Here is a 20,142-nt window from a genome sequence, read left to right as displayed (position 1 = left end):
ATCTCTCAGCGAGGGTTTCGTTCGGTGAAAAAGAAGTCCTCTGAGTTTTGGTAGAGATACTTCTCCAGAACGCCGTCTCTGAGGTCGAGGGACTGGGCTTCATCCAGGCATCTCTGGAAAGATAATACGGGATGGTCCGAGGCGAACATGATTCGGTTCTGCCCGCGCGTATTCATGAAGTGCAGGAGTTCCTCGGGGAAGTATTTGGGAGCGTAGGCTGATGTCATCAAGCGCAGATTGGCGTATTTGATCATCAACCGGGTGGCGACATCCCACCAGGGATCAGCACCGTGCGCCATGCAGACTTTCAACTCCGGGAATTGATAACAGATCCGGTCGAGGTGCATGGGGTTCTGGCAATCACCAGGCATTGGCGGCCCCGGCAGTCCGGTGTTGATCGAGATGGGAAGGTCCAGCTCGATGCATTTGACATAAAGCGGGTAGTAGATCGGGTCCGTAGGCGGTTTGTCGATGGCGAAGGGGACCACTCGCGCCATGACCACGGGATGTTCGCTCACGAGTTTTTCGAGCTGCCAGACTTCCTCCATCCTTCCAGTGGGCTGACAATAGGCGGAATAGAAGAAGCGTCCGGGGTGTCGTCGCGCGAAATCAAAAATTCGTTCGGGTGTTTCGGCGATATTGATCGTGAGAACGACCTTTTCGACTCCGGCAGCATCCATTTCGGCGACCAGCCGGTCACATTCGATATTCTCGAAGAACTCGTCGCCCGCCTTGAAATAGTCTTCCTTGACCCGAACGAGATATTCGGCCGGTTCCTGGTCGCCCATCGACACATTGACCCAGAGGTCGTTTGCTTTGGTCTGCATATTTTCTCCTCAGGCAATGGTGCGAAAGCCGATCAGGCCGCCGCCATCGAGCACGAGAGTCTGACCCGTCATCCAACTACCTGTTTCGGCGGCTAGATAGAGGGCGGCTCCTGCAATATCCTCAGGCTCGCCGAGTCGTTCCAGCGGGTAGGCCTTGGCCACCTCGTCACCCCGGTCACCCTCCCAGAGCATGCGCGCAAAATCTGTTTTGATCAAACCCGGGGCAATCGCATTGACGCGGACTTTCGGGGCGAGCTCGGCGGCGAGTTGCTTGGTGGCGTGGATCAGAGCTGCCTTGGTGACGTCATAAACTCCGAGCACGGGATTGGTCGCGAGACCGCCGACGCTGGAAATATTGATGACGCTCCCTCCGTGCTCCTGCATGCGCTTCTGCCAGGCCAATTGCGTCCAGAACAGAGGTGCTGTGAGGTTGATTTCCAGAGTCTTGTCCCAGCGCGCTCGATCCACATGGATCATGGGGCCAGCGTAGGGGTTCGTGGCGGCATTATTCACCAGAATATCGAGCCCTCCGAGACGGTCGATGGTGGCCCCCACAACCCGCGCGGCGTCCTCCGGTTTGCCCACATGCCCCGGTTCGAAAGAGGCATTCGGGCCGATCTCAACCGCGGCTTTCTCGCAGGCCTCGGCGTTGCGCGAGGTAATCATGACCTTGGCTCCCGAGGCTGCAAAGCTTGCGGCGATCGCGCGACCGATGCCACGCGAACTTCCGGTGATCAGAGCTACTTTTCCGTCCAATCGTAAATCCATATCGAGAAAATGCCTACGGTCACCGCCGGGATGCAAGCCCACTGGAGTTGGCCGCGGGTTCGGGGCCGCGGGCTCAGGCGATTCAGGCGAGTCCGGCGGGGCGCGTGGGCGGATCGGACGCAAAGAAAGTCTTGAACTGTACCGTCCGGACGGTATAATTGCGGTCCTGATGTTTGGTAGAAAAAAGACGAAAATCTGGGATTTCCTGATCATTGGCGGTGGTTCTGCTGGTTGTGCGCTGGCGAATCGGCTGAGTGCCAACCCGGAAAATCGGGTACTTGTTCTCGAAGCGGGACGCCCGGACTACAAATGGGATCTGTTCATCCATATGCCGGCCGGGCTGAGTTTTCCCATCGGCAATCGCTTTTACGATTGGAAATACCTGTCGGAGCCTGAGCCCGGGATGAACGGTCGTCGGGTCTACCACGCCCGGGGCAAGGTTCTGGGTGGATCGAGCAGTATCAATGGGATGATCTATGTTCGCGGGAACCCGATGGATTATGAGCGGTGGTCCGCCGAGCCGGGAATGGCTGAATGGGACTACGAGCATTGCCTTCCGTATTTTCGGCGCGCCGAAACTTGCCTTGAAGGCGATGCTGATTTTCACGGCTCGGCAGGCCCGCTGCACCTCGAGAAAGGACCCTGCGAGAACCCTCTCTTTCCCGCTTTTCTGCAGGCCGCCCGCGAAGCAGGCTATCCGGCGACCGCGGACTCGAACGGTTTTCAGCAGGAAGGATTCGGGCCTTTTGATCGAAATATTCACAAAGGTCGTCGCTGGAGTGCGGCTCGCGCCTACCTGCATCCGGTTCTGCATCGACCAAATCTGGAGGTAGTGACCCACGCTCATACAACCCGATTACTCTTTGAGGGGACACGGGTGGTCGGTGTGGAGGCTCGGCGCCGCGGTCGAATCGAGAAGTTTTTTGCGGGCTCCGTCGTGGCGGCCGGGGGCGCGATCAACACTCCGCAACTTTTGCAATTGTCCGGGATCGGTTCGGCAGAGCATCTATCCTCGGTCGGGGTGGCGCCGCGCGTAGAGCTTCCCGGCGTGGGCGAGAATCTGCAGGACCACCTCGAGGTCTATTTGCAGCATGCTTGCCGCGAGCCAGTTTCGGTTCAGCCCAGCCTGCAGTGGCGCCGGCGTCCCTGGGTGGGGCTGCAGTGGCTGTGGGGCAAAACCGGGCCCGCCTCCAGCAATCATTTCGAAGCTGGGGGGTTCATTCGGAGCAATCCTGCCGAGCCGTATCCCAACGTACAATTCCATTTCCTCCCGCTAGCGATCCGTTATGACGGGACCTCGCCGCAGGCAGGACATGGCTATCAGGTCCATGTCGGCCCGGTGCTGTCGGATGCACGTGGCTCGGTGCGCATTCGCTCCGATGACCCCGGTATCGCTCCGGCGTTGCGTTTCAATTACCTTTCGACGGAACGAGACCGCCGGGAATGGGTCGAGAGCATTCGTTGCGCGCGGGAAATTCTCCGTCAGCCAGCGTTGCAGCCCTTCGACGACGGAGAAATATCGCCCGGACCCGAGGTCGAGACAGATGCGGAAATCCTCGAGTGGGTTCGCAACGATGCTGAAACAGCGCTCCATCCCTCGTGTACCTGCCGCATGGGCACAGATCCCCTCTCGGTGGTGGACCCCGGGACCATGGGCGTGCACGGGGTTGAGGGCCTCTCGGTGGTCGATGCATCGGTCCTGCCGACGATTACCAACGGGAATATCTACGCTCCCACCATGATGGTGGCCGAGCGCGCAGCGGATATTCTCCTTGGAAATGAGTGCCTTCCTGCCGAAAACACTCCTTTTTATGCTGCTTCGACAGCCAAGGTTGCATGAAACTTCGCGGGTTTGGGCTTGAGAAATCAGTCGCTGGTTGTTGATAATTGGTGACGGGCCGACTTCCGGGGACCTCTCCGAGGGTCGGCTCTTTTTGAATCTGCTGGGAGGCAAGAGAAAGTCATGGCGGAAAAGGCCGAAATCAAAACGCAAATCAGAGAGCTGAAAGTCCAGCGTGGCACGGCAGAAGAAGCCAAGGACGCCGCGGGTCTGAAGAAGATTCGACGGGGCATTCGCTCGCTGAAGCGAGAGCTCCGTTCGATGAATGGCGCGGCCGTTCAGGCAGCCAGAACCGCCAAGGAGCAGGAACACGCTGCGGCGAACAAGACCAAGTCTTCGGAGAAGGCAGCGGCCGCAGCGCAGCGAGAGAAAGAAGCCCGCGAGGCGGAAGCCGCGCGGGAAGCTGAGGCGGCAGCTGCCGCCCAAGCTGCCGCGGAAGCAGCGGCCGCCAAGGCTGCGGAAACAGCGGCCGCTCTTCAGGCTGCTGCTGCGGAAGCCGCACCCGAGGCTGCTGCGGAAGCCGCACCCGAGGCTGCTGCGGAAGCCGCACCCGAGGCTGCTGCGGAAGCCGCACCCGAGGCTGCTGCGGAAGCCGCGCCTGAGGCTGCTGCGGAAGCCGCGCCTGAGGCTGCTGCGGAAGCCGCGCCTGAGGCTGCTGCGGAAGAGGAAAAGAAAGACAGCTGATTCTTCCCGACGGACTGTCGAGAGATTCGGAAAGGCCACACCCCTCAGGGTGTGGCCTTTTTTTGTCACGATTTTTCGATTGCGGAAGGGGTTTGGCTCGAGGGTAGCTTGCCGTGATCCCAGCTGACGAAACGTTTCGGGGTCAGACGGAGCAGGACGCGCTTGCCGGCCATTTGTTGCTTGAGTTCGAGGGGCAGGTCGTCGACGGCCGGAAGTTCAATGCCCACCCGAGCATTGGCCTCGACCATGGTTTGGACGGTCGCATCGAGAGCATCGGTGATGATTTCAGCATCGGCTTCGATCATCACACCGCGAAGCTCATGATAAGCGATCCCGGTCTCGACCAGCAGAGTCACTTTGGGATTCCGCTCGATATTCCGGACTTTCTGGCTTGTGGCATAGGTGGACATCCGGACCGTCAGGTCCTCGTCCAGCCCGAACCACATCGCGATGGCATGCGGATAACCGCGAGGCCCCTGAGTGACGAGCGTCATGGCACGGGCGGTACGGAGAAGTTCACGAATTTCAGGGTCGGTCAGACGGATCTTTTCACGCATGGACATCGCAGCAGGTTCGCATTGATGAGGCTTGCCTTGCAACAGCCTCAATCCAGAAGAAGCAGAAGAAGAGCTGCAATGAGCAGGATGATCCCGACGATTTCCCGGCGCTTGAGTCGTTCACGGAAGAAAATCAGCGATGAGCCGATGGCGAAGAGGAGTTCGACCTGTCCGAAAGCCCTGACGTAGGCAGCATTCTGAAGGAGCGAGGCACCGAACCACCCGGCGGAGGCTGTCGCGCCGACCAGTCCGACGAGACTGCCACGCCGCCAACAGCCCGCGACTTTCCGCAGCATGTCCGGGTCGCGTACGCAGATTTCCAGAGTCATCAACAGAACCTGAAAAATCAGTACGCAGGTCAGGGTGAAGATCGAGCGCAGCAGGAAATCACCGGTGGCGAGGTCGAGACCGGCGCCTCGGTAGAAAACTGCAGCCAGCGCGAAGGCGGCTCCGGCGCACATGCCCAGCAGAGCTCCGCGATCGGTGAAGAGGCGACCCCAGAGGGTGGGACGAAACGCTTCGCGGCCGACGGTAAGCACCAGGACCGCAACCAACCCGAGCGCGATTGCCCCGAGTCCGCCGAAGGGGACACGTTCTCCCAAAATCATCAGACCGAAGAGCGCTGCCAGCAGAGGTTCGGTTTTGGAGTAGGCGATGCCGGCCGCATAGTTGCGGGACTCAAAACTGCTCAGCAGGGCCGCGGTGCCGAGAATTTGAGACGTTCCGCCGAGGACGCAATAAAGAAGAAAGCGAGGTTGGATGGCCGGGAGGTCTTCCCCGCGGCCGGTTGTCAGGAGGAGGAGTCCGAATAGAGCCACAGGGACGCCAAACAGAAAACGGACATAGGTCGCGCCGCGGGTGCCAAGCTCCGGTTGCAGGGATTTCTGCAAGGAACTGCGCAGGTTTTGCATGAATGCTGCCATCAGCGTAAGAGGCACCCAGAGATCGCCGCCCAGATCTTCTATGGGCGGCATGGATACGCATTTCTGCTGATTTTCTTGTGCGTCATCTGTCTTTCACCGACGCGCCCCATCGAGGAAGCGGCCGTTTTCTATCGATCGAATAGCCGAAGCATGGCCGTCTCCTCCAAGGAAAGCAATCTGCTTCAGGCTGCTGGACACGGGGGGGCACGTCTTGGCAAACTCGCTTGCGGACGGCCGATCGCCATCCGCTTGCCCTTTGCGACGCGGGAGACGACAAGGGAGAAGATTCGTAACCCGGAGGAAAGATGCTCAGCAAATTCGACGATTACCCGATTCACCAGACAGCAGAACCCGTGGCCGTCCGCGCGACAGGCGATCGCAATGCTTACGACCGCTACTGGTTCAACGGCTATGGGGAGGAAGGCGAATTCTACTTCGGGATCGGTATGGGGCTCTATCCCAACCTGGGGATTCTCGATTGCGGCTTCAGCCTGGTCATCGATGGCGAGCAGCATGCGTTTCATGGCTCGCGGCGGGCGCCTTTGGACCCAAGCGATACCAGTTGTGGTCCTTTCCGAATCGAGATCGTCGAGCCGATGCGTCAGGTCCGGTTGATCCTCGACGACAATCGAACCGGGATCTCGGCAGATCTTCTTTTCACGGCGCGAACCGCCGCGGTGGAGGAGGGGCGACAGACCCGCCATGCTGGCGGGCGCGTGATGATGGATGCCACCCGGTTTGCGCAATTCGGACACTGGCAGGGCGAAGTGCGCTACGCGGGCAAGACCCTGTCGATCAAGAGTTGTCCCGGGACCAAGGACCGTTCCTGGGGCGTGCGGCCGGTTGGTGCGCCGGATCCCGGTCCTGCACCGGCACTCGTGATGCCGGAAGTCTTCTTCCTCTGGGCACCGCTGCACTGGGAGAATCGCTGCACGCATCTGGGGATCTTCGAAGAAGCCGACGGGACGCCCTGGCATACCGACGGTGCTCTGGTGCCGGTGTACGGGTCCCCTGAGGAAATTCCCGCGAATGCGGACGAAGGTATCGAGAGAGTCGTTTCGGTCGAACGGCGGCTGGAGTACGTGCCCGGTACCCGTCAGGCAAAACGTGCCGAGATTGTGCTGGTCCAGAGGGATGGGACGCGCAACGAGATTACTCTGGAACCGTTGCTTCTTTTCCGGATGAAGGGGATTGGCTACCAGCACCCGGAGTGGGGACACGGGCGTTGGAAAGGTGAACTGGAATTTGCCGGCGAATCGTGGCGCTGTGAGGATATGGATCCATTGGCTCTGGATAACTTGCATATTCAGCAGGTGATGCGCGCGAGTATGGGCAACGAGAAAGGGATCGGTGTTCTCGAACAGATTGCCATCGGCCCGCATGCTCCGTCCGGATTCCGCGGGCTTGTTGACGGCGCTACCTGATACCTTCGCTACGATGCGAAGACTTGTTTTTCTGGTCGTATGGGGTTTGGCCTCGGCATCCCCTGTGCTCGGGCAGTCGCTGAATCTCGACTTGCTCGCGCAGGCACCCTTTACGACCAGCGCTTTGCTCGGCGGGGGGGAACTCGGGTCTTTTTTGGGGCAATCCAGCCGCGGCAGGGAATGGGAGCCTCTGCCCGACGGCCGGCAGGCACGTTCTTTCGCGCGGCGCAGCACAATCGACGTCCGCTATCGTTCGAGCGAGGCCGAGGAGTTGACGCTCCTATGTGGTGTGCCCGACGCGGGCACTGGCGGGGTGCGTGTGTCGGTTCTGCTCAATGGGCGCCGCCTCGGGATCGTTCGATTTTCGCGGGAAATGGAGGTCGCTCGGTTTCCTCTGAACGCGCGCCGCGTTCGTCCCGGAGTGAACCGTATCGAAATCAAGAAGCCGGCGGGAGACCCCGCTACGGGCACCAACGCTCTGGTCTGCAGCTTCTTCGGCATTGGGCGACTCGGGGCAGCACCCAGACCCGCTCTGAGCTGGGATCCTTTGCCGAGCGATGGTGGCGCTCTGGTTATCGAACCTGGGCAGACCTTCGAGGTCTTTTTGCGGCATCCGGCAGGGGCTCGATTTTCTCTGGAGCTTTGCCGCGGATCGTTGAAGTTGGTCGCCGAGCATTCTCAGCACGACGTATTCGTGCAGGACCTGGAAACCGGTCCGCTCCGGGAGATCGCCGTGCCGGGAAACCGATCCGGTTTCGCACGATTGGAACTGGTGGCCGGTTCCCGAGGCGCGCGAATTTGCCGTCTGCAGTTGATGGCTGACGATACCCCGGGCACGTCGAGAGCAACACGTCTGCGAGGGCCCGAAAGACGGCCTCGAAATCTTCTGCTGATTGTCGTGGATACGTTGCGTGCGGACCGCCTCGGGGTCTACGGCGACAGTCGTGGTCTGACGCCGTCGATCGACGCTTTGGCAGCACAGGGCCTTCTCTTCGAGAACGTCGTGGCGCAATCTGCCTGGACGAGTCCGGCGACGGCGTCCATTTTGACGGGAACGAACCCGACGACTCATGGCATACGACGATTGGGCGATACGATCGCGCCTTCGGTTCCCAGCCTGGCGAAGATTCTGGCGGGCGCAGGCTTTTCGACGGCGGCGATCACCACGAATATCAATGTGCGCCCGGAGCTTGGTTTTGATCGAGGTTTTGCGAGCTATCGCTATTTGCCCGAGTCGGATGCCCGAAAGGGCTTTTACGCGCAGGCCGAGGAGGTGCAGGCCGAAGCGTCGGCGTGGTTGGATCGGGATCCGGGTCAGCCCTTCTTCCTCTACCTCCATCTGAGTGAGCCGCATGCGCCCTATGCGCCGGCGGCTGAGGCCAGAGCCCGGTTCGCTCAGGGGACGCCCTCGGCTGCGACCGCTGCGGCCGCCGATCCACTGGACCATTTGTCAAATCTGACGGGAACTTCCATGGGTGCGTCGCGCGTCGAAGATTTGGCTTGGGTAAGCTCTCTTTACGATGCCGAGGTCGCCACGGTGGATGCCATGCTGGGGCAATTGAGGAAAGATCTCGAAGCCCGCGGGCTTTGGGAGACAACGCTGGTCGTTCTTACCTCGGACCATGGTGAGGCCTTCGGGGAGCATGGGTTTGCGGGGCATGGGTATTCAGTATTTTCGGAAGAGGTCCAGGTGCCCCTGATCTTCGGATGGGGGGGCGAGGAGCACGAGGCCCAAAGAGCGGCAGGCCTGGCGCGACAAATCGATGTATTGCCGACCATTCTGGATCTGCTCGGCGTCTCGGCGTCTGCCGGGATCGAAGGCGTCTCCCTGATGCAGGCCTCCCCGAGAGAGGCCTTTACCGAGACCCGTTTGCACCGCCCCGGCACGAGCGGATTGATTCTCGACGACCTCAAGGTAGTCCGGTCGCAGGGGCGCGGCTCGGGCTCGCGGTTAGCTGTCTATGATTTGGGAGAAAACCCGGCAGAGAGCAAGGACGTGATCGGCGAGCATGCCGCATTTGCAGGGTGGGCCGAGCAGGAGCTGCGAAGGCGAGATTTCCTGGCTCCGATCACCCGGAAAGTAAGGGCGGATCCGTCGATAGAATCCCGTCTGAAAATGCTCGGCTATGTTGAGTGATCTTTTCAGGAGGACTTGAGGGCCGGGCGCGGTGCCGGATGGGCATCTTCTCGAGCCCGCCGGCGACCGATGAGATTGGAAAGCCCTCGCTCCAGAAGGGTTTCGTGCCGGCCGGTCAAAATACGGAAAATGTTCTGGAAAGCGCGCCAGGGGCGCACGGTGTAGCTCACGGCGTAAAAGACCACCATCGCAAGTACTCGGGCGATCCCCAGCTGCCGAGCGCTGAGATGGTCCGTGAAGGAAACCGATCGAGTCAGGTCGCCGCCGCACATCAAGGCGAGGAAGTACTCATCGCTCGGAGGCGGCAATTTTTTCTTTTCCAGCAATTGATCGTAGAGAACGGAACCGGGATAAGGCTCGAAGAGAAAGACCAGCGCATCGGAAACGCCAATCACAGCCATCTGGATCAGAAACCAGAAGGTATGCATCAGGTCGCGGAAAGTTTCGTCGGGGAAACCCAGGACGATATTGACCTTCACCTTGAGCCCGTGGCGGGTGCAGGATCGCATTGAGTCCAGCATGACCGGGAGCTTCACCTTTTTCTTGATTCGGCGAAGCTCATCGGGAGAGCCGCTCTCGGGAGCGTAGGTGATGTTACGGCAACCTGTCGCGAAGAGTGCTTCGGCGACATCGGCGTCGATTGCCTCGGATCGTGTGCCGGTCGGCAATTGCCAAACGAAGTCAAGCTCTCTCTCCTGCACCAGATTGCAGAATTCTAGAATCCAATCTCGCTTGATGATGGCCGTCAGATCGTAGAAGTCGAAGCTGTGGACGTCGTAGGTCTTTTGGTAAAACTCAATCTCGTCGAGAACCTTACCGGGATCACGCGCCACCCACCGGGTGGTCCACATGCTGGGGCTGGAGCAAAACGTGCATTGGTAGGGGCAGCCTCGAGTTGCGAGAATGGGCATCGTGCGACCGCGGTCGACGCCAAAGCTCAAGCCCTTTGTCAGGTAATTTTCGATCGGGAAGAGATCCCACGCGGGGATGACCACATCATCGATTTGTTTGATCCGCGGGCGTGCCGATGTCTTGACAAAATTGCCGTCGATCCGAGTGCCGATCCCGGGCACCTCGATCAAAGGTTTATGGTTCTCGAGGGCGTCGAGAAGTTCAACGATGCACTCTTCCCCCTCACCAAAGACGATATGGTCGAGGCCTCCACTGTCCATCGAGTACTCGGGGAGGGCCGTGATCGCCTCGCCCCCGGCCAGGATATGGGCTTGAGGAAAACGTGATTTGAGGGCCAGGGTGAGTTTTCGCACGTAGGCCCAATCCTGCGAGAACATCACGGAGACCGCATAGGCCTCGGCATCGGTGGGTACTTGCTCCAGGATTTCCTCGACGGTCATCCCGCGGCAGGAGAAGCGATCGCCCTCGAGCGGTGTGACCTGCTCCGGTGCTTCGCCGATGGCATCGAGCACGGCGCAGTCATGTCCTGCTTCGCGGGCCGCCGCCACAATATAGGCAAAGCCGATCGGAGGCACAGGCAAGGACACCATTTGGTAACGCAGTTCCACAAAGGGTGGCCGAATGAAGCAGACCTTCATTGGAAATTAATAGCACGCGGCCCATGGGTTATGAAGGCGATATTTCTTCAATTCTGGGCGTTTTTGGCGCGAATTCGTTGCCGAAAGCGTGCTTTTTCGTCGGGATATCGATTCAGGTGCAGTAGGTTTCGGTCTCCAGCGCGTGGGCGAGACCCTGCAGAGGTTCGCGCGCAGCAAACCGGACCGCGTTTAGCCGCGCGTGTTCAGCAAAACGTGCGAAGGCCCGGCGTTCGTTCAATTCGCCCATATCCTCCTCCAAATGCTCTTCGAAGAGTTCTGTGCGCAGTTGCTTTACGGCGTCGGGGCACCAGAACGAAGCATTCATTTCGGTTTCCTGAAAAAAGGATCGCCCCATGAAGTTGGTCGATCCGATCGTGGCCCAGGAATCATCCACCAGCATCATTTTCGCGTGGACATAGATGTCCACTTGTCTGCCGGTAACATCCTCGCGCGCAAGTCCGACAAGCGTGAATCCGGGGTGAGAACCGCAGCGGTCGAGCCACTCGAAGATCGGCGCTGCCACCTCCGGTGCTCGTCGCCGGTATTCGATGAGCTCTTTCATCGGGATTCGCGGTACGACGGCAATCACCTGCACGTCGCGTTGGAGCGCGTCGTGAAGGGCCGACAGGAGCGTCCTCGAAAGGAAGATTTGATTCTCGATATAGATCGTTCGACGTGCGCCGGCGACGGCGGACAAGATCTGCTCGCGCACGCTGGCCTCTCCGGCCGCGATATCGAAGGCTGCGGCGTCGGGTGCGCTCTCGCTCCCCGTATAGACGCCGGACTTCACGGTCCGAGTAATTTGCACGGCCACGTCGCCTTGGACCTCAGCGAGTCGGGACGGAAATGACAGGTCGTCTGCGGTAGCAGGATCGGGAAAACATCCCCCGGGAACCTCTTTCTCGCTCGCCTGATTCCACCGTTGGACGAAGTTATGGAAGACGTCAGTTGTCGAGGGGCCGCGGAGTTCGAGGTACAAGTCATGAATTTCCGCATAGAGGTCCGCTACTCCGCTTTCGGGAGTACCCCGAAGAGCATGCCCCCTCGGAGAGAGCGAGCCGCGATCGAGATTGATGCCGCCCACAAACGCTCTTTCCTCCGGCTGGCCGGCGTCGATCAGCCAACTTTTCTGGTGGTGACAGAATCCGGGTAGGACGTCCCAACGAATTTTCCCTCCCCAACCACGATCTCGCAGCATCTTCTGCTCGGTTTCCGTGCCTGCGAAGATTTGCGAGTCCGATACCAGAGATTCAAGGTCAGGCTCGCGCCAGAAAAGCCCTCGAACGTCCACGCCCCGTTCCGCCGCAGCACCCAGCAGGTCGAATAGCGAGCCGCGCCCCCCCGGGAAACGGAACTCGGCCTCGTGAAAGGCGAGTGTCAGCCAGACGGAGTGTTGGGCTGCCTCGACAACCTCAGCGATACGGCCGAAAGATTCAGGGCCATCAATCAGTGGACGGACTTGATTGCCGCTTCGGCACGGATAGGCGCCGCCAGCGGCCGGAGCGATGGTCGAGTGCATGAGTGGCCCTTTCTACGTCGTAGCCGCATAATCGGGGTCGGCGGGGGTGCGCTGCGGATCGAAATAGGGACGGTCACCGTCGACCACGCAGCGATGAACGCTTCTCCTCGCGGGGAAATGATCATTCACGGCCTGATGAACGGTTGATCGTTCGTCCCAGATGGCGAGATCGCCGGTAGTCCACTTCCACCGACACTGGAACCGCACCTGACCAATATGCTGCTCGAGGAATCCGAGAAGCGCGGCGCTCTCGTCGGGATGCATTCCGACGATATTTTTCATGAAGCGCCCGCCCCAAAGAAGAGCGCGCCGCCCGGTTTCGGGGTGGGTGCGCACCAGAGGGTGGGTCACGGGTGGGAAAGTTTCTCGCAGTCCCGTCGCCAGATTTTCGGATTCGGCAGTGAAATTCATTTTTCGCTGGACGGCCTGGATAAAGGCCTGGTTGTCGTGAATGACCTCCAGCCGACATACGATCTCCTGCATGGCAGGGGATAGGGCATCGTAAGCGGCGCTCATGGAGGCCCATGCCGTATCGCCACCGGAGGTTGGCATGATTCCGGCCCGCAAGAGCGCAATTTTCGGAGGTTCAGCTGTCCAGGTAACATCGGTATGCCAGTAGTCGGCCTCATTCGGGCTCTCAGGGCCATCCTCGATGACTTGAAAACTCGGCTCGGTGGAACCGAGGAGTTGCAAGACCGGAAAGATACTGGGTTGGCCGAACCGGTGCGCGAGTGCCATCTGGGCATTGTCATCGAGGTCGCAACCGGGAAAGAAAAGAACCTCATGCTGGAGGAGTGCTCGATGGATTTCCTCGAAGACGCTTTCCGAGAGGTCCAGAAAGTCGACGCCCGAGATTTCGGCACCGAGACTGCCGGTGATGCGGCGTATCTGCAAACTTTGATTGGGCATCGGCAGATCCTGCCATAGTTGGGGGGGGCGGGGCCAGTCGGGGGGTGGGGCCCGCTGCTTGAAAGTGCAGGGGGTTCTGGGCGATGCTGAGCGCCTATGCAAATTTTTCTGCTTCTGGAGTCGCTGATCTGGCTGCCTTATGGCTTGTATCTCGTTTTCGATCCATCCTTTTTGGTGACCGCGACCGAGGGCGGTCTGCAGACTGGAAATGGGACGGGCATCAGCGAGATTCGAGCGATGTATGGCGGTCTGCAGGCGGCGATCGGTGTTTCCTGCCTGCGCGGGGCTCTGCGGCCCGATCGTGCCATGACCGCTCTTGCCATGCTGGCCTTTCTCGCATCGGGTTTGTGGCTCGGCCGTGTCTTCGGCGTTTTTCTCGATGGAGGGCTTTCAAGTTATACGATCGGAGCGCTGGTCTTCGAGGGGGTCACCGCGCTCGGTGCTTTCTACTTCCTGCAGAGCCGCGGATCGGAAGATGTCTCGGCAAGTTGAGCCAGCTGATCGTCTCTTTACCGCCGAAACTTCCGCCCGAGTCGATTTTTCCGATCTTAGCGAGCGCCAATCGGTCAAGCTTGGCGCGATGACTCGCTACGTGGCTCGTTCTCATTTCCAGACTTGGGAACAGTTACAGCGAATGCCGGATTTCGACTCGCTGACCGGGATTTTTACGCCGCTGGTCTGCCTGGAGGTCGAGGCCACGGACGCGAAAGTTCGCCCGGGTGAAACCCTCACCGCCCGCGGTTCGAGTGCATTCGGAAAGGTTCTCGACGGCGCCGGGAACGTCCGTCAAATCACCCGAGATGGGTTGCATGAATTGTTCGGAGAGGACGATCAGCGTCTGGGCTCGGTGCGCTTCGTGAATGTATTTACCCGCTACGACAAGGACCCGGCGAAGAGGAAGGTTCTGGAGATTCCCGCAGAGCTCGGCATCGGACCATTACCGACGCGCGAGACCGATCTCCCTGCGGCGGAAGATCTGATTGATTCAGAACGGCTGCCGGATTTCACCGAAAGCAGCGGTGGTGTCTGGCACTACGAGCAGACGGATCCCAATCGTCACGTGAACAGTCTGGCTTATCTTCACGTCTTGCAGGAATATGTGCTCACCGAACTTTTTCACGCAGGAGCCCCGATGGATTCCCTCTGGATCGAGCGTGCTTGTCTTGTTTTCCGCAAGCCCTGCTTTCGCGGAGAGGGGTACCGGCGGTCGGTCTGGCAAAGGGGATCAACTCCGGAGGTTCTGGGCGCTGCTGTTTTCAAGGCGGGGGACCCGGCAGGCCATCCTCCGGCGGCCGCTGCCGCGTTGACGTTGGCCCATCACGAGAATTGAAGTCGAGGGCCGCGTTATCGTCGTGGCGTCTTTTGCGACTGTGGTAAATGGCGATGCTGGTGCCGCGCGGAACCCACGGGGTTTATGCAACGGGTGTCCCTTGTCCTTTGAGGAATTCCGGATCGGACAAAGTGCGGCTGCTCCAGGCCATCAATGGGGTTTGTGCGAGGAGGAACAGGCTTGTGAAGGAGTTTTTCGCATTCCAGGCCTCGCCCAGACCGAAGATCAGAAAGCAGCCGGCGACGCCAAGGCAGCAGAGGCCGCATGCGAGTTCGGGCCGCGACTTCGCGCGAATCGACAGTTGCCACCCTCGAATAGCCGGCAGGAGCAATACGCCCAGCAGCGGAAGGAATCCCAGCAAGCCCTGAGCTACGAGGCTCTGCAAGTAAGCCGAGTGGGCGTGCGCGGCGAGGTTCGGGTTCACGGCGAGGAGGGGATCCTGTCGCGCGTCGGTCAGGGCTGTAAGTCCCGTGAGGTAGTGCCCAGTTCCAATGCCGAACACAGGGCTCTGCTGCCAAAGTTCCAGACAGAGGGCCCATAATTCCAGACGCCCCCCCAAGGAGGTGCTCGCCATGCCCGGAGTCGCCTGCCACCACGCTGCCGTTTCCTCAATACCTCTGAGTGTATGTCCGACAGCGTCGGGGAGGACTACGAAAGCGAGGCCGATGCCCAGGATCATGGTCAGCATGATTCCCGAAGCCCGTCGATGCTGACCCCGCCGTTGGAAGAGGAAAGCTGCGAGAACGCCGGCGGTCGGCAGTACCAAAAAAGCATTGCGCGTGAGCGAGAGGTTGGTGGCCAAAAGGCCGCAAAGGGCCGCAACCAAAAACAGGATTCTGGCCCAGCCGCGTGCCGCAAAAGCGAGGGCGGCGAGGACGCAGGAAAGCAGAATGGCTGTGTCTCCGAACAGAATCGGATGCACCGCTCCATGCGCCCGGTCGACTCCGGCGCTTACCTGGCTCAGGGCCACAGCTCCCGATCCGATGGCTCCGAAGCTGAGGATTACGCCGATTAGAGGTTGAGTCCCGGGCGATTTGTGGCGGATGGCGAAGTATATCGGAACCGCGAGTGCGAACCGCAAATGACGTTCGAGGCGTCTCGCTCCGAGGAGCGGGTCCTCACTTTGGGTGAGGCTGATGATCGCCGCGAACGGGATCAGGAGCAGGCAAACGAGCCAGACGGTCTCCAATCGGTCGATCGAAGGTGGCTTGTTTTGGCAGGCGACAAGGCCGAGGGCTCCTGCGATCCACCAACCACTGCTCGCCGCTCCCGGAAGGATATTGGAAAGAGCGAGCGCTATGGGCACGGCGAGGAGCAAAAGACTCACGGCCTGTCCGCGAATCCGGAAGACCTTGCTTTCTGTACCAGGCTCGCTCACGGTTTTTTCAGCGATTCGGGGGGTCGGGCCATGCCGATGATATTCGCTTCCCCCATGAATGAAATCTCCCACGCGGAGTGTGGCGATCCTGCGTTGGGGGCGCAAGTGAAACCGCTGACTTTGCTCGTTTTTTGCGCGGAGATTTGGGTCTGCCGCGGACCCGAGGCTCAGCTCTTGCGCACAAGCCGAGCGACCGCCTCGGTGTGTGGTGTCTGCGGAAAGAGGTCGATCGGTACCACTTGTTCAATTCGGTACGACACACAGAGGCGGCCCAGGTCGCGTGCAAGCGTGGTTGGGTTGCAGGATACGTAGACGATCTTTCTGGGCAAAAGTCGCAGGAATTCGTCGATGGCTTCGGCCGCCCCGCTGCGTGGTGGATCGAGCACGATCAGATCAAAGCTGCCCGCCGGATAGCGCGGAAGGGTTCGATGTACATGACCGATCCGGCCCTCGAGATTATGGAGCTGGAGGCGCTCGGCGTTCGCTCGGAGTGCTTCAATGCCGCGGCGATCGCGTTCGATCCCCAGCACCGAAGCGCCGGATCGAGCCAGCGGGATGCTCAGATTTCCCGCACCGGCATAGAGATCGGCGACCCGAGTCTCGGAGGTCACCTCGGCGAAAGAGAGCATGGTGGAAATCAGCTGGTGATTGCCACTGTCACTGACCTGGCTGAAAGCGCCTGCGCGGACATGCATTTCTTCGCCGGGGAGTTCGACTCGGATGCGGTCCATGCCGAGCGCGTGGTAGAAGCCCCGGCCGTGCAGAACGAGAGTCGAGAGTCGGGATTCTTCGCGCAGCAGCGCTTCGCTGCTGGCGCGATCTCCGTCGGCCAGAGCCCCGTCACATTGGCCGATCAGCGCCATCCGGTCGGATTCTCCGGTCCAGGCAAGCTCGATCCGATTGATTCGAGTTTCCAGACGCCGAACCCACCGTCGGGCGAGTTCAATGCCGCCCGCCAGCGCAGGTACGCCCAGCAGGCACTCGTCGATCGGGATCAGATTGTGGCTTCCTCCGGCGAAAAAGCCGACTTCCTTGCGTTCGACCCGGAGGGATAGGCGTCGGCGATAGGCCAGAGGGGCGGAAGCCGCCAGAATCGGGTCAATCGTGGTACCCGCAAGGCCGTCGGTGCGGGCGAATACTTCCTCGATGCTCTTCTGCTTGGTGTCGCGTTGCGAGTCTTCGTCGAGGTGTTGCCATCCGCATCCGCCGCACTCGGGTACGTAGCGGCAGGGCGGGTCGCGTCTGGTCGGACCGGGCTCGAAAAGTTCGGCGATCCTTGCGTAGGCAAACTTGCCTTTATCTTCGGTCACTTCGATCTCGGCGAGATCCCCCGGCGCTCCCCCTCGGACCAGATGCACCTTTCCTTCGACGCGAGCAATTGCGTGAGGGCCCTGACTGAGGGATTCGATTCGCACACGCGGCATGGAAGCTCTCCGGGCTCACCGACCAAGGTGAGCGTTGTCCGCATGACTAGATCGGTTTTCCGGCAGGAAGCAGGTCGTCGAATTCGGGATCTCGCTTTTCGCTTTTCGCCCGGAAGGATTCGGCCATATCGGCGGGTTGAAACATCCCGGTCTGCCAGGTCGCGATATAGTTCAGCGAATCCTCAACGGAGTGGTCGCGGGAATAATTGATCATCTCCTTGGTGCCCCAAATCGCGAGGGGAGATTTCGTCACGATCTGTTTTGCGACGGCCATCACGCCGGCGTGCAACGCCTCATAATCAGGGAAGACTTCGTTGATGAGTCCACAAGCCTTGGCTTCGGCAGCGCCCATGCGCCGCCCGGTGTAGGCCAGTTCGCGAGCGATTCCTTCCGGGATGATCTTGGGGAGTCGTTGCAATGTCCCGACGTCCGCGGTCATGCCGATATTGATCTCCTGAATGCAGATGAACGCTTCTTCGCTCATATAGCGCATGTCACACGCGGTGATCATGTCTACGGCGCCGCCGATCGCGCCACCTTGAATCGCCGCCAGGATGGGCACTCGCGACTTCTCGAGGCTGGAAAAGGTCTCCTGAAGTTCAAGAATATGGCGACGCAAGTTGGCTCGCTGTCGTCCGACTTCACCTTCGACCGGGCCACCGAGGCTGCTGCCGCCAGTGAAGACGGACAGGTCCATTCCGGCGCAGAAATGCTTGCCGGTTGAAGACAGAACGATGGCACGGGTGTCCCCGCCCGCATCCAGTTCCCGGATGATCCGCGGTAGCTCCGTCCAGAAGGCGGGTATCATGGAATTCAGCGATTCCGGTCGGTTCAGGCGAACTTCGGTAACCCCGTCAAGGGTTTCGACATCAAAGCACTCGTAACTCATGGGCTTTCAATAGAAGCAGGAGGCGATCAGGGCAAGTCCCGGAATTTGAGCGATTCGGGCGCCGCCGGGCGCCCCGAAAACGAAGGTGGGAGGCGCCGCGATTCAATCGAGTCCGGAAATGTCGCGGACCGCCCCGCGATCGGCGCTTGTGGCCATGGCCGCATAGACGCGCAATGCCGGGGAGACTTTTCGGGGCCGCGCCTCGGTGGGTTTCCAGGCCTTGTTGCCGCGCGATTCCATGGTCTGCCGACGTGCGGCGAGTTGCTCGTCATCGATTTTCAGATCGATTCGCCGATTCGGAATATCGATATGGATGGGATCACCGGTTTCGACCAGGGCGATCGCGCCACCTGAGGCGGCCTCCGGGGAGACATGCCCGATGGAGAGCCCCGATGTTCCCCCGGAAAATCGTCCGTCGGTCAGCAGGGCGCAGGCTTTTCCAAGCCCTTTCGATTTCAGGTAGGAGGTCGGGTAGAGCATCTCCTGCATGCCCGGGCCTCCGCGGGGACCTTCGTAGCGGACCACGACGACATGGCCGGCCTGCACGCGATCGTTGAGGATATCCTCGACGGCGCTGTCCTGGCTTTCGCAGACGTGTGCGGTGCCTTTGAAGACCAGGTTGTCGTCATCCACACCGGCCGTTTTGACCACGCAGCCATCGGGTGCAAGGTTGCCGTAAAGAATCGCCAGACCGCCATCGGTGGAGTAGGCGTGCTGGAGATCACGGATGCATCCAACGGCACGGTCGGTGTCGAGGGTCTCCCAGCGGGTATCCTGGCTGAAGGCTTCCTGCGTCGGAATCCCGGCCGGACCGGCTCGGTAGAACTCGCGTTCGGCATCTCCTGCATTCGCCGCGACATCCCATCGGTCGAGAGCCTCGCTCAGGCTCGGGGCATGGACGGTCCGCGTTTGGTCGTGAAGCAACCCCGCGCGTTGCAGTTCGCCGAGGATGCCCATCACTCCGCCAGCGCGATGCACGTCTTCCATATGGTAGAGCGGCGTGCTCGGCGCTACCTTGCAGAGATTGGGCACCTTGCGGGAAAGCCGATCGATATCCTTCATGGTGAAATCGAGCTCGGCTTCTTGCGCAGCCGCCAAGAGGTGCAAAATCGTATTGGTTGATCCGCCCATGGCGATGTCGAGGCTCATGGCGTTCTCGAAAGCGTCGAAGCTCGCGATGTTGCGCGGCAGAATCGCGTCCTCATTGCCTTCGTAGTAATCCTTCGCGAGCTTCACGATCAAATGGCCGGCACGCTCGAAAAGCATGCGTCGATCGGCATGCGTTGCCAGCACGCTGCCGTTGCCGGGCAGCGAGAGCCCGAGCGCCTCGGTCAGGCAGTTCATGGAGTTGGCCGTGAACATTCCCGAACAGGAACCGCAGGTCGGGCAGGCGGAGCGTTCGATCTCGGCGACGGTTTCGTCATCGACCGAATCGTCGGCCGCAATCACCATGGCGTCGATCAGATCGAGTTTATTTTCGGACAGACGTGTCTTCCCGGCTTCCATGGGGCCGCCGGATACAAAGACGGCAGGGATGTTGATCCGCATGGCGGCATTGAGCATCCCCGGCGTGATCTTGTCGCAGTTCGAAATGCAGACCATCGCGTCGGCGCAATGGGCGTTCACCATATACTCGACGGAATCCGCAATCAGGTCGCGTGAGGGCAGGCTGTAGAGCATGCCGTCGTGCCCCATCGCGATACCATCATCGACCGCGATGGTATTGAATTCCTTTGCTACGCCTCCCGCGGCTTCGATCTGGCGAGCGACTAACTGTCCCAGATCCTTGAGATGGACGTGGCCGGGAACGAATTGGGTGAAGGAGTTGACCACCGCAACGATAGGCTTGGTGAAATCTTCGTCCGTCATCCCGGTGGCCCGCCAAAGAGCGCGGGCTCCGGCCATATTGCGTCCGGCCGTTGTCGTTCTGGATCGATATTGAGGCATGTCGAGAAGTGTACCGGATCGTAGGTCGTCTGCGCC

At 60.2% G+C, this 20,142-nt stretch carries 17 protein-coding genes; 6 read left to right on the top strand and 11 right to left on the bottom strand.

The window, feature by feature from the left end; translation table 11 throughout:
- Positions 1-5: 5 nt before the first annotated feature.
- Both P8K07_10565 and P8K07_10560 read right to left on the bottom strand, forming a co-directional pair.
- A complete protein-coding gene (locus tag P8K07_10565) occupies positions 6-827 on the bottom strand; it encodes an amidohydrolase family protein (protein ID MDG1958959.1) in 822 nt (273 codons plus the stop codon).
- 9 nt (positions 828-836) lie between these two features.
- Positions 837-1,595: an SDR family oxidoreductase gene (locus tag P8K07_10560; protein MDG1958958.1), complete on the bottom strand. Its 759-nt coding sequence runs from the start codon at positions 1,593-1,595 to the stop codon at positions 837-839.
- A gap of 169 nt (positions 1,596-1,764) precedes the next feature.
- On the opposite strand from P8K07_10560, the gene betA reads away from it, so the two are divergent.
- Together betA and P8K07_10550 are read left to right on the top strand one after the other, a co-directional pair.
- Positions 1,765-3,435 (top strand): choline dehydrogenase, encoded by a 1,671-nt coding sequence (gene betA / locus P8K07_10555; protein ID MDG1958957.1) that lies wholly within the window; start codon positions 1,765-1,767, stop codon positions 3,433-3,435.
- A gap of 123 nt (positions 3,436-3,558) precedes the next feature.
- Entirely contained in the window at positions 3,559-4,119 is a 561-nt protein-coding gene (locus P8K07_10550) for a hypothetical protein (protein ID MDG1958956.1), read from the top strand.
- A 65-nt stretch (positions 4,120-4,184) separates the two neighbouring features.
- On the opposite strand, the gene P8K07_10545 is transcribed toward P8K07_10550, so the two are convergent.
- A complete protein-coding gene (locus P8K07_10545; protein MDG1958955.1) occupies positions 4,185-4,682 on the bottom strand; it encodes a pyridoxamine 5'-phosphate oxidase family protein in 498 nt (165 codons plus the stop codon).
- 41 nt (positions 4,683-4,723) lie between these two features.
- Positions 4,724-5,650, bottom strand: a complete 927-nt coding sequence (locus tag P8K07_10540) for an EamA family transporter (protein MDG1958954.1) — start codon at positions 5,648-5,650, stop codon at positions 4,724-4,726.
- A gap of 254 nt (positions 5,651-5,904) precedes the next feature.
- Here P8K07_10540 and P8K07_10535 point away from each other — a divergent pair, with 254 nt between their 5' ends.
- Complete coding sequence (locus P8K07_10535) at positions 5,905-7,023, top strand: hypothetical protein (GenBank protein MDG1958953.1); 1,119 nt, start codon at positions 5,905-5,907, stop codon at positions 7,021-7,023.
- A 13-nt stretch (positions 7,024-7,036) separates the two neighbouring features.
- Entirely contained in the window at positions 7,037-9,160 is a 2,124-nt protein-coding gene (locus tag P8K07_10530; GenBank protein ID MDG1958952.1) for a sulfatase, read from the top strand.
- A gap of 5 nt (positions 9,161-9,165) precedes the next feature.
- Here P8K07_10530 and P8K07_10525 read toward each other — a convergent pair whose 3' ends face one another.
- The 3 genes from P8K07_10525 to P8K07_10515 all read right to left on the bottom strand — a co-directional run bounded on the left by P8K07_10525 (position 9,166) and on the right by P8K07_10515 (position 13,138).
- Complete coding sequence (locus P8K07_10525; protein ID MDG1958951.1) at positions 9,166-10,710, bottom strand: radical SAM protein; 1,545 nt, start codon at positions 10,708-10,710, stop codon at positions 9,166-9,168.
- A 112-nt stretch (positions 10,711-10,822) separates the two neighbouring features.
- Complete coding sequence (locus P8K07_10520; protein MDG1958950.1) at positions 10,823-12,229, bottom strand: phospholipase D family protein; 1,407 nt, start codon at positions 12,227-12,229, stop codon at positions 10,823-10,825.
- Positions 12,230-12,241: 12 nt separating this feature from the next.
- Positions 12,242-13,138 (bottom strand): TauD/TfdA family dioxygenase, encoded by an 897-nt coding sequence (locus P8K07_10515; GenBank protein ID MDG1958949.1) that lies wholly within the window; start codon positions 13,136-13,138, stop codon positions 12,242-12,244.
- A gap of 96 nt (positions 13,139-13,234) precedes the next feature.
- Here P8K07_10515 and P8K07_10510 point away from each other — a divergent pair, with 96 nt between their 5' ends.
- Positions 13,235-13,630 carry a DUF4345 domain-containing protein gene (locus P8K07_10510; GenBank protein MDG1958948.1) on the top strand — a complete coding sequence of 132 codons (396 nt, stop codon included), beginning with the start codon at positions 13,235-13,237 and terminating at the stop codon, positions 13,628-13,630.
- On the top strand, positions 13,614-14,468 hold the full coding sequence (locus tag P8K07_10505) for a hypothetical protein (GenBank protein MDG1958947.1): 855 nt from the start codon (positions 13,614-13,616) through the stop codon (positions 14,466-14,468). Before P8K07_10510 ends, P8K07_10505 begins: the two co-directional genes overlap by 17 nt.
- An 82-nt stretch (positions 14,469-14,550) precedes the next feature.
- Here the strand turns inward: P8K07_10505 and P8K07_10500 are convergent, their stop codons facing one another.
- From P8K07_10500 to ilvD, 4 genes are all read right to left on the bottom strand, one after another.
- On the bottom strand, positions 14,551-15,846 hold the full coding sequence (locus P8K07_10500; GenBank protein MDG1958946.1) for an O-antigen ligase family protein: 1,296 nt from the start codon (positions 15,844-15,846) through the stop codon (positions 14,551-14,553).
- Positions 15,847-16,013: 167 nt separating this feature from the next.
- Positions 16,014-17,270, bottom strand: coding sequence for a 23S rRNA (uracil(1939)-C(5))-methyltransferase RlmD (gene rlmD, locus P8K07_10495; GenBank protein ID MDG1958945.1), 1,257 nt, complete (start codon positions 17,268-17,270; stop codon positions 16,014-16,016).
- Between the two features lie 46 nt (positions 17,271-17,316).
- Positions 17,317-18,159 (bottom strand): crotonase/enoyl-CoA hydratase family protein, encoded by an 843-nt coding sequence (locus P8K07_10490; GenBank protein MDG1958944.1) that lies wholly within the window; start codon positions 18,157-18,159, stop codon positions 17,317-17,319.
- A 102-nt stretch (positions 18,160-18,261) separates the two neighbouring features.
- Positions 18,262-20,106 carry a dihydroxy-acid dehydratase gene (gene ilvD / locus P8K07_10485; protein ID MDG1958943.1) on the bottom strand — a complete coding sequence of 615 codons (1,845 nt, stop codon included), beginning with the start codon at positions 20,104-20,106 and terminating at the stop codon, positions 18,262-18,264.
- Positions 20,107-20,142: the final 36 nt, after the last annotated feature.

Source organism: Candidatus Binatia bacterium, from assembly GCA_029248525.1.
GTDB lineage: Bacteria > Desulfobacterota > Binatia > UBA12015 > UBA12015 > UBA12015.
This window is presented reverse-complemented; position numbering and strand designations above follow the sequence as displayed.

Excerpts from the sequence above, each read along its gene's own strand:
- P8K07_10540 (MDG1958954.1), bottom strand. The coding sequence starts at position 5,650 with ATGCCGCCCATAGAAGATCTGGGCGGCGATCTCTGGGTGCCTCTTACG.
- P8K07_10535 (MDG1958953.1), top strand. The coding sequence starts at position 5,905 with ATGCTCAGCAAATTCGACGATTACCCGATTCACCAGACAGCAGAACCC.
- P8K07_10565 (MDG1958959.1), bottom strand. The coding sequence starts at position 827 with ATGCAGACCAAAGCAAACGACCTCTGGGTCAATGTGTCGATGGGCGAC.
- P8K07_10525 (MDG1958951.1), bottom strand. The coding sequence starts at position 10,710 with ATGAAGGTCTGCTTCATTCGGCCACCCTTTGTGGAACTGCGTTACCAA.
- P8K07_10520 (MDG1958950.1), bottom strand. The coding sequence starts at position 12,229 with ATGCACTCGACCATCGCTCCGGCCGCTGGCGGCGCCTATCCGTGCCGA.
- ilvD (MDG1958943.1), bottom strand. The coding sequence starts at position 20,106 with ATGCCTCAATATCGATCCAGAACGACAACGGCCGGACGCAATATGGCC.
- P8K07_10545 (MDG1958955.1), bottom strand. The coding sequence starts at position 4,682 with ATGTCCATGCGTGAAAAGATCCGTCTGACCGACCCTGAAATTCGTGAA.
- betA (MDG1958957.1), top strand. The coding sequence starts at position 1,765 with ATGTTTGGTAGAAAAAAGACGAAAATCTGGGATTTCCTGATCATTGGC.
- P8K07_10510 (MDG1958948.1), top strand. The coding sequence starts at position 13,235 with ATGCAAATTTTTCTGCTTCTGGAGTCGCTGATCTGGCTGCCTTATGGC.
- rlmD (MDG1958945.1), bottom strand. The coding sequence starts at position 17,270 with ATGCCGCGTGTGCGAATCGAATCCCTCAGTCAGGGCCCTCACGCAATT.
- P8K07_10560 (MDG1958958.1), bottom strand. The coding sequence starts at position 1,595 with ATGGATTTACGATTGGACGGAAAAGTAGCTCTGATCACCGGAAGTTCG.
- P8K07_10530 (MDG1958952.1), top strand. The coding sequence starts at position 7,037 with ATGCGAAGACTTGTTTTTCTGGTCGTATGGGGTTTGGCCTCGGCATCC.
- P8K07_10505 (MDG1958947.1), top strand. The coding sequence starts at position 13,614 with ATGTCTCGGCAAGTTGAGCCAGCTGATCGTCTCTTTACCGCCGAAACT.
- P8K07_10490 (MDG1958944.1), bottom strand. The coding sequence starts at position 18,159 with ATGAGTTACGAGTGCTTTGATGTCGAAACCCTTGACGGGGTTACCGAA.
- P8K07_10515 (MDG1958949.1), bottom strand. The coding sequence starts at position 13,138 with ATGCCCAATCAAAGTTTGCAGATACGCCGCATCACCGGCAGTCTCGGT.
- P8K07_10550 (MDG1958956.1), top strand. The coding sequence starts at position 3,559 with ATGGCGGAAAAGGCCGAAATCAAAACGCAAATCAGAGAGCTGAAAGTC.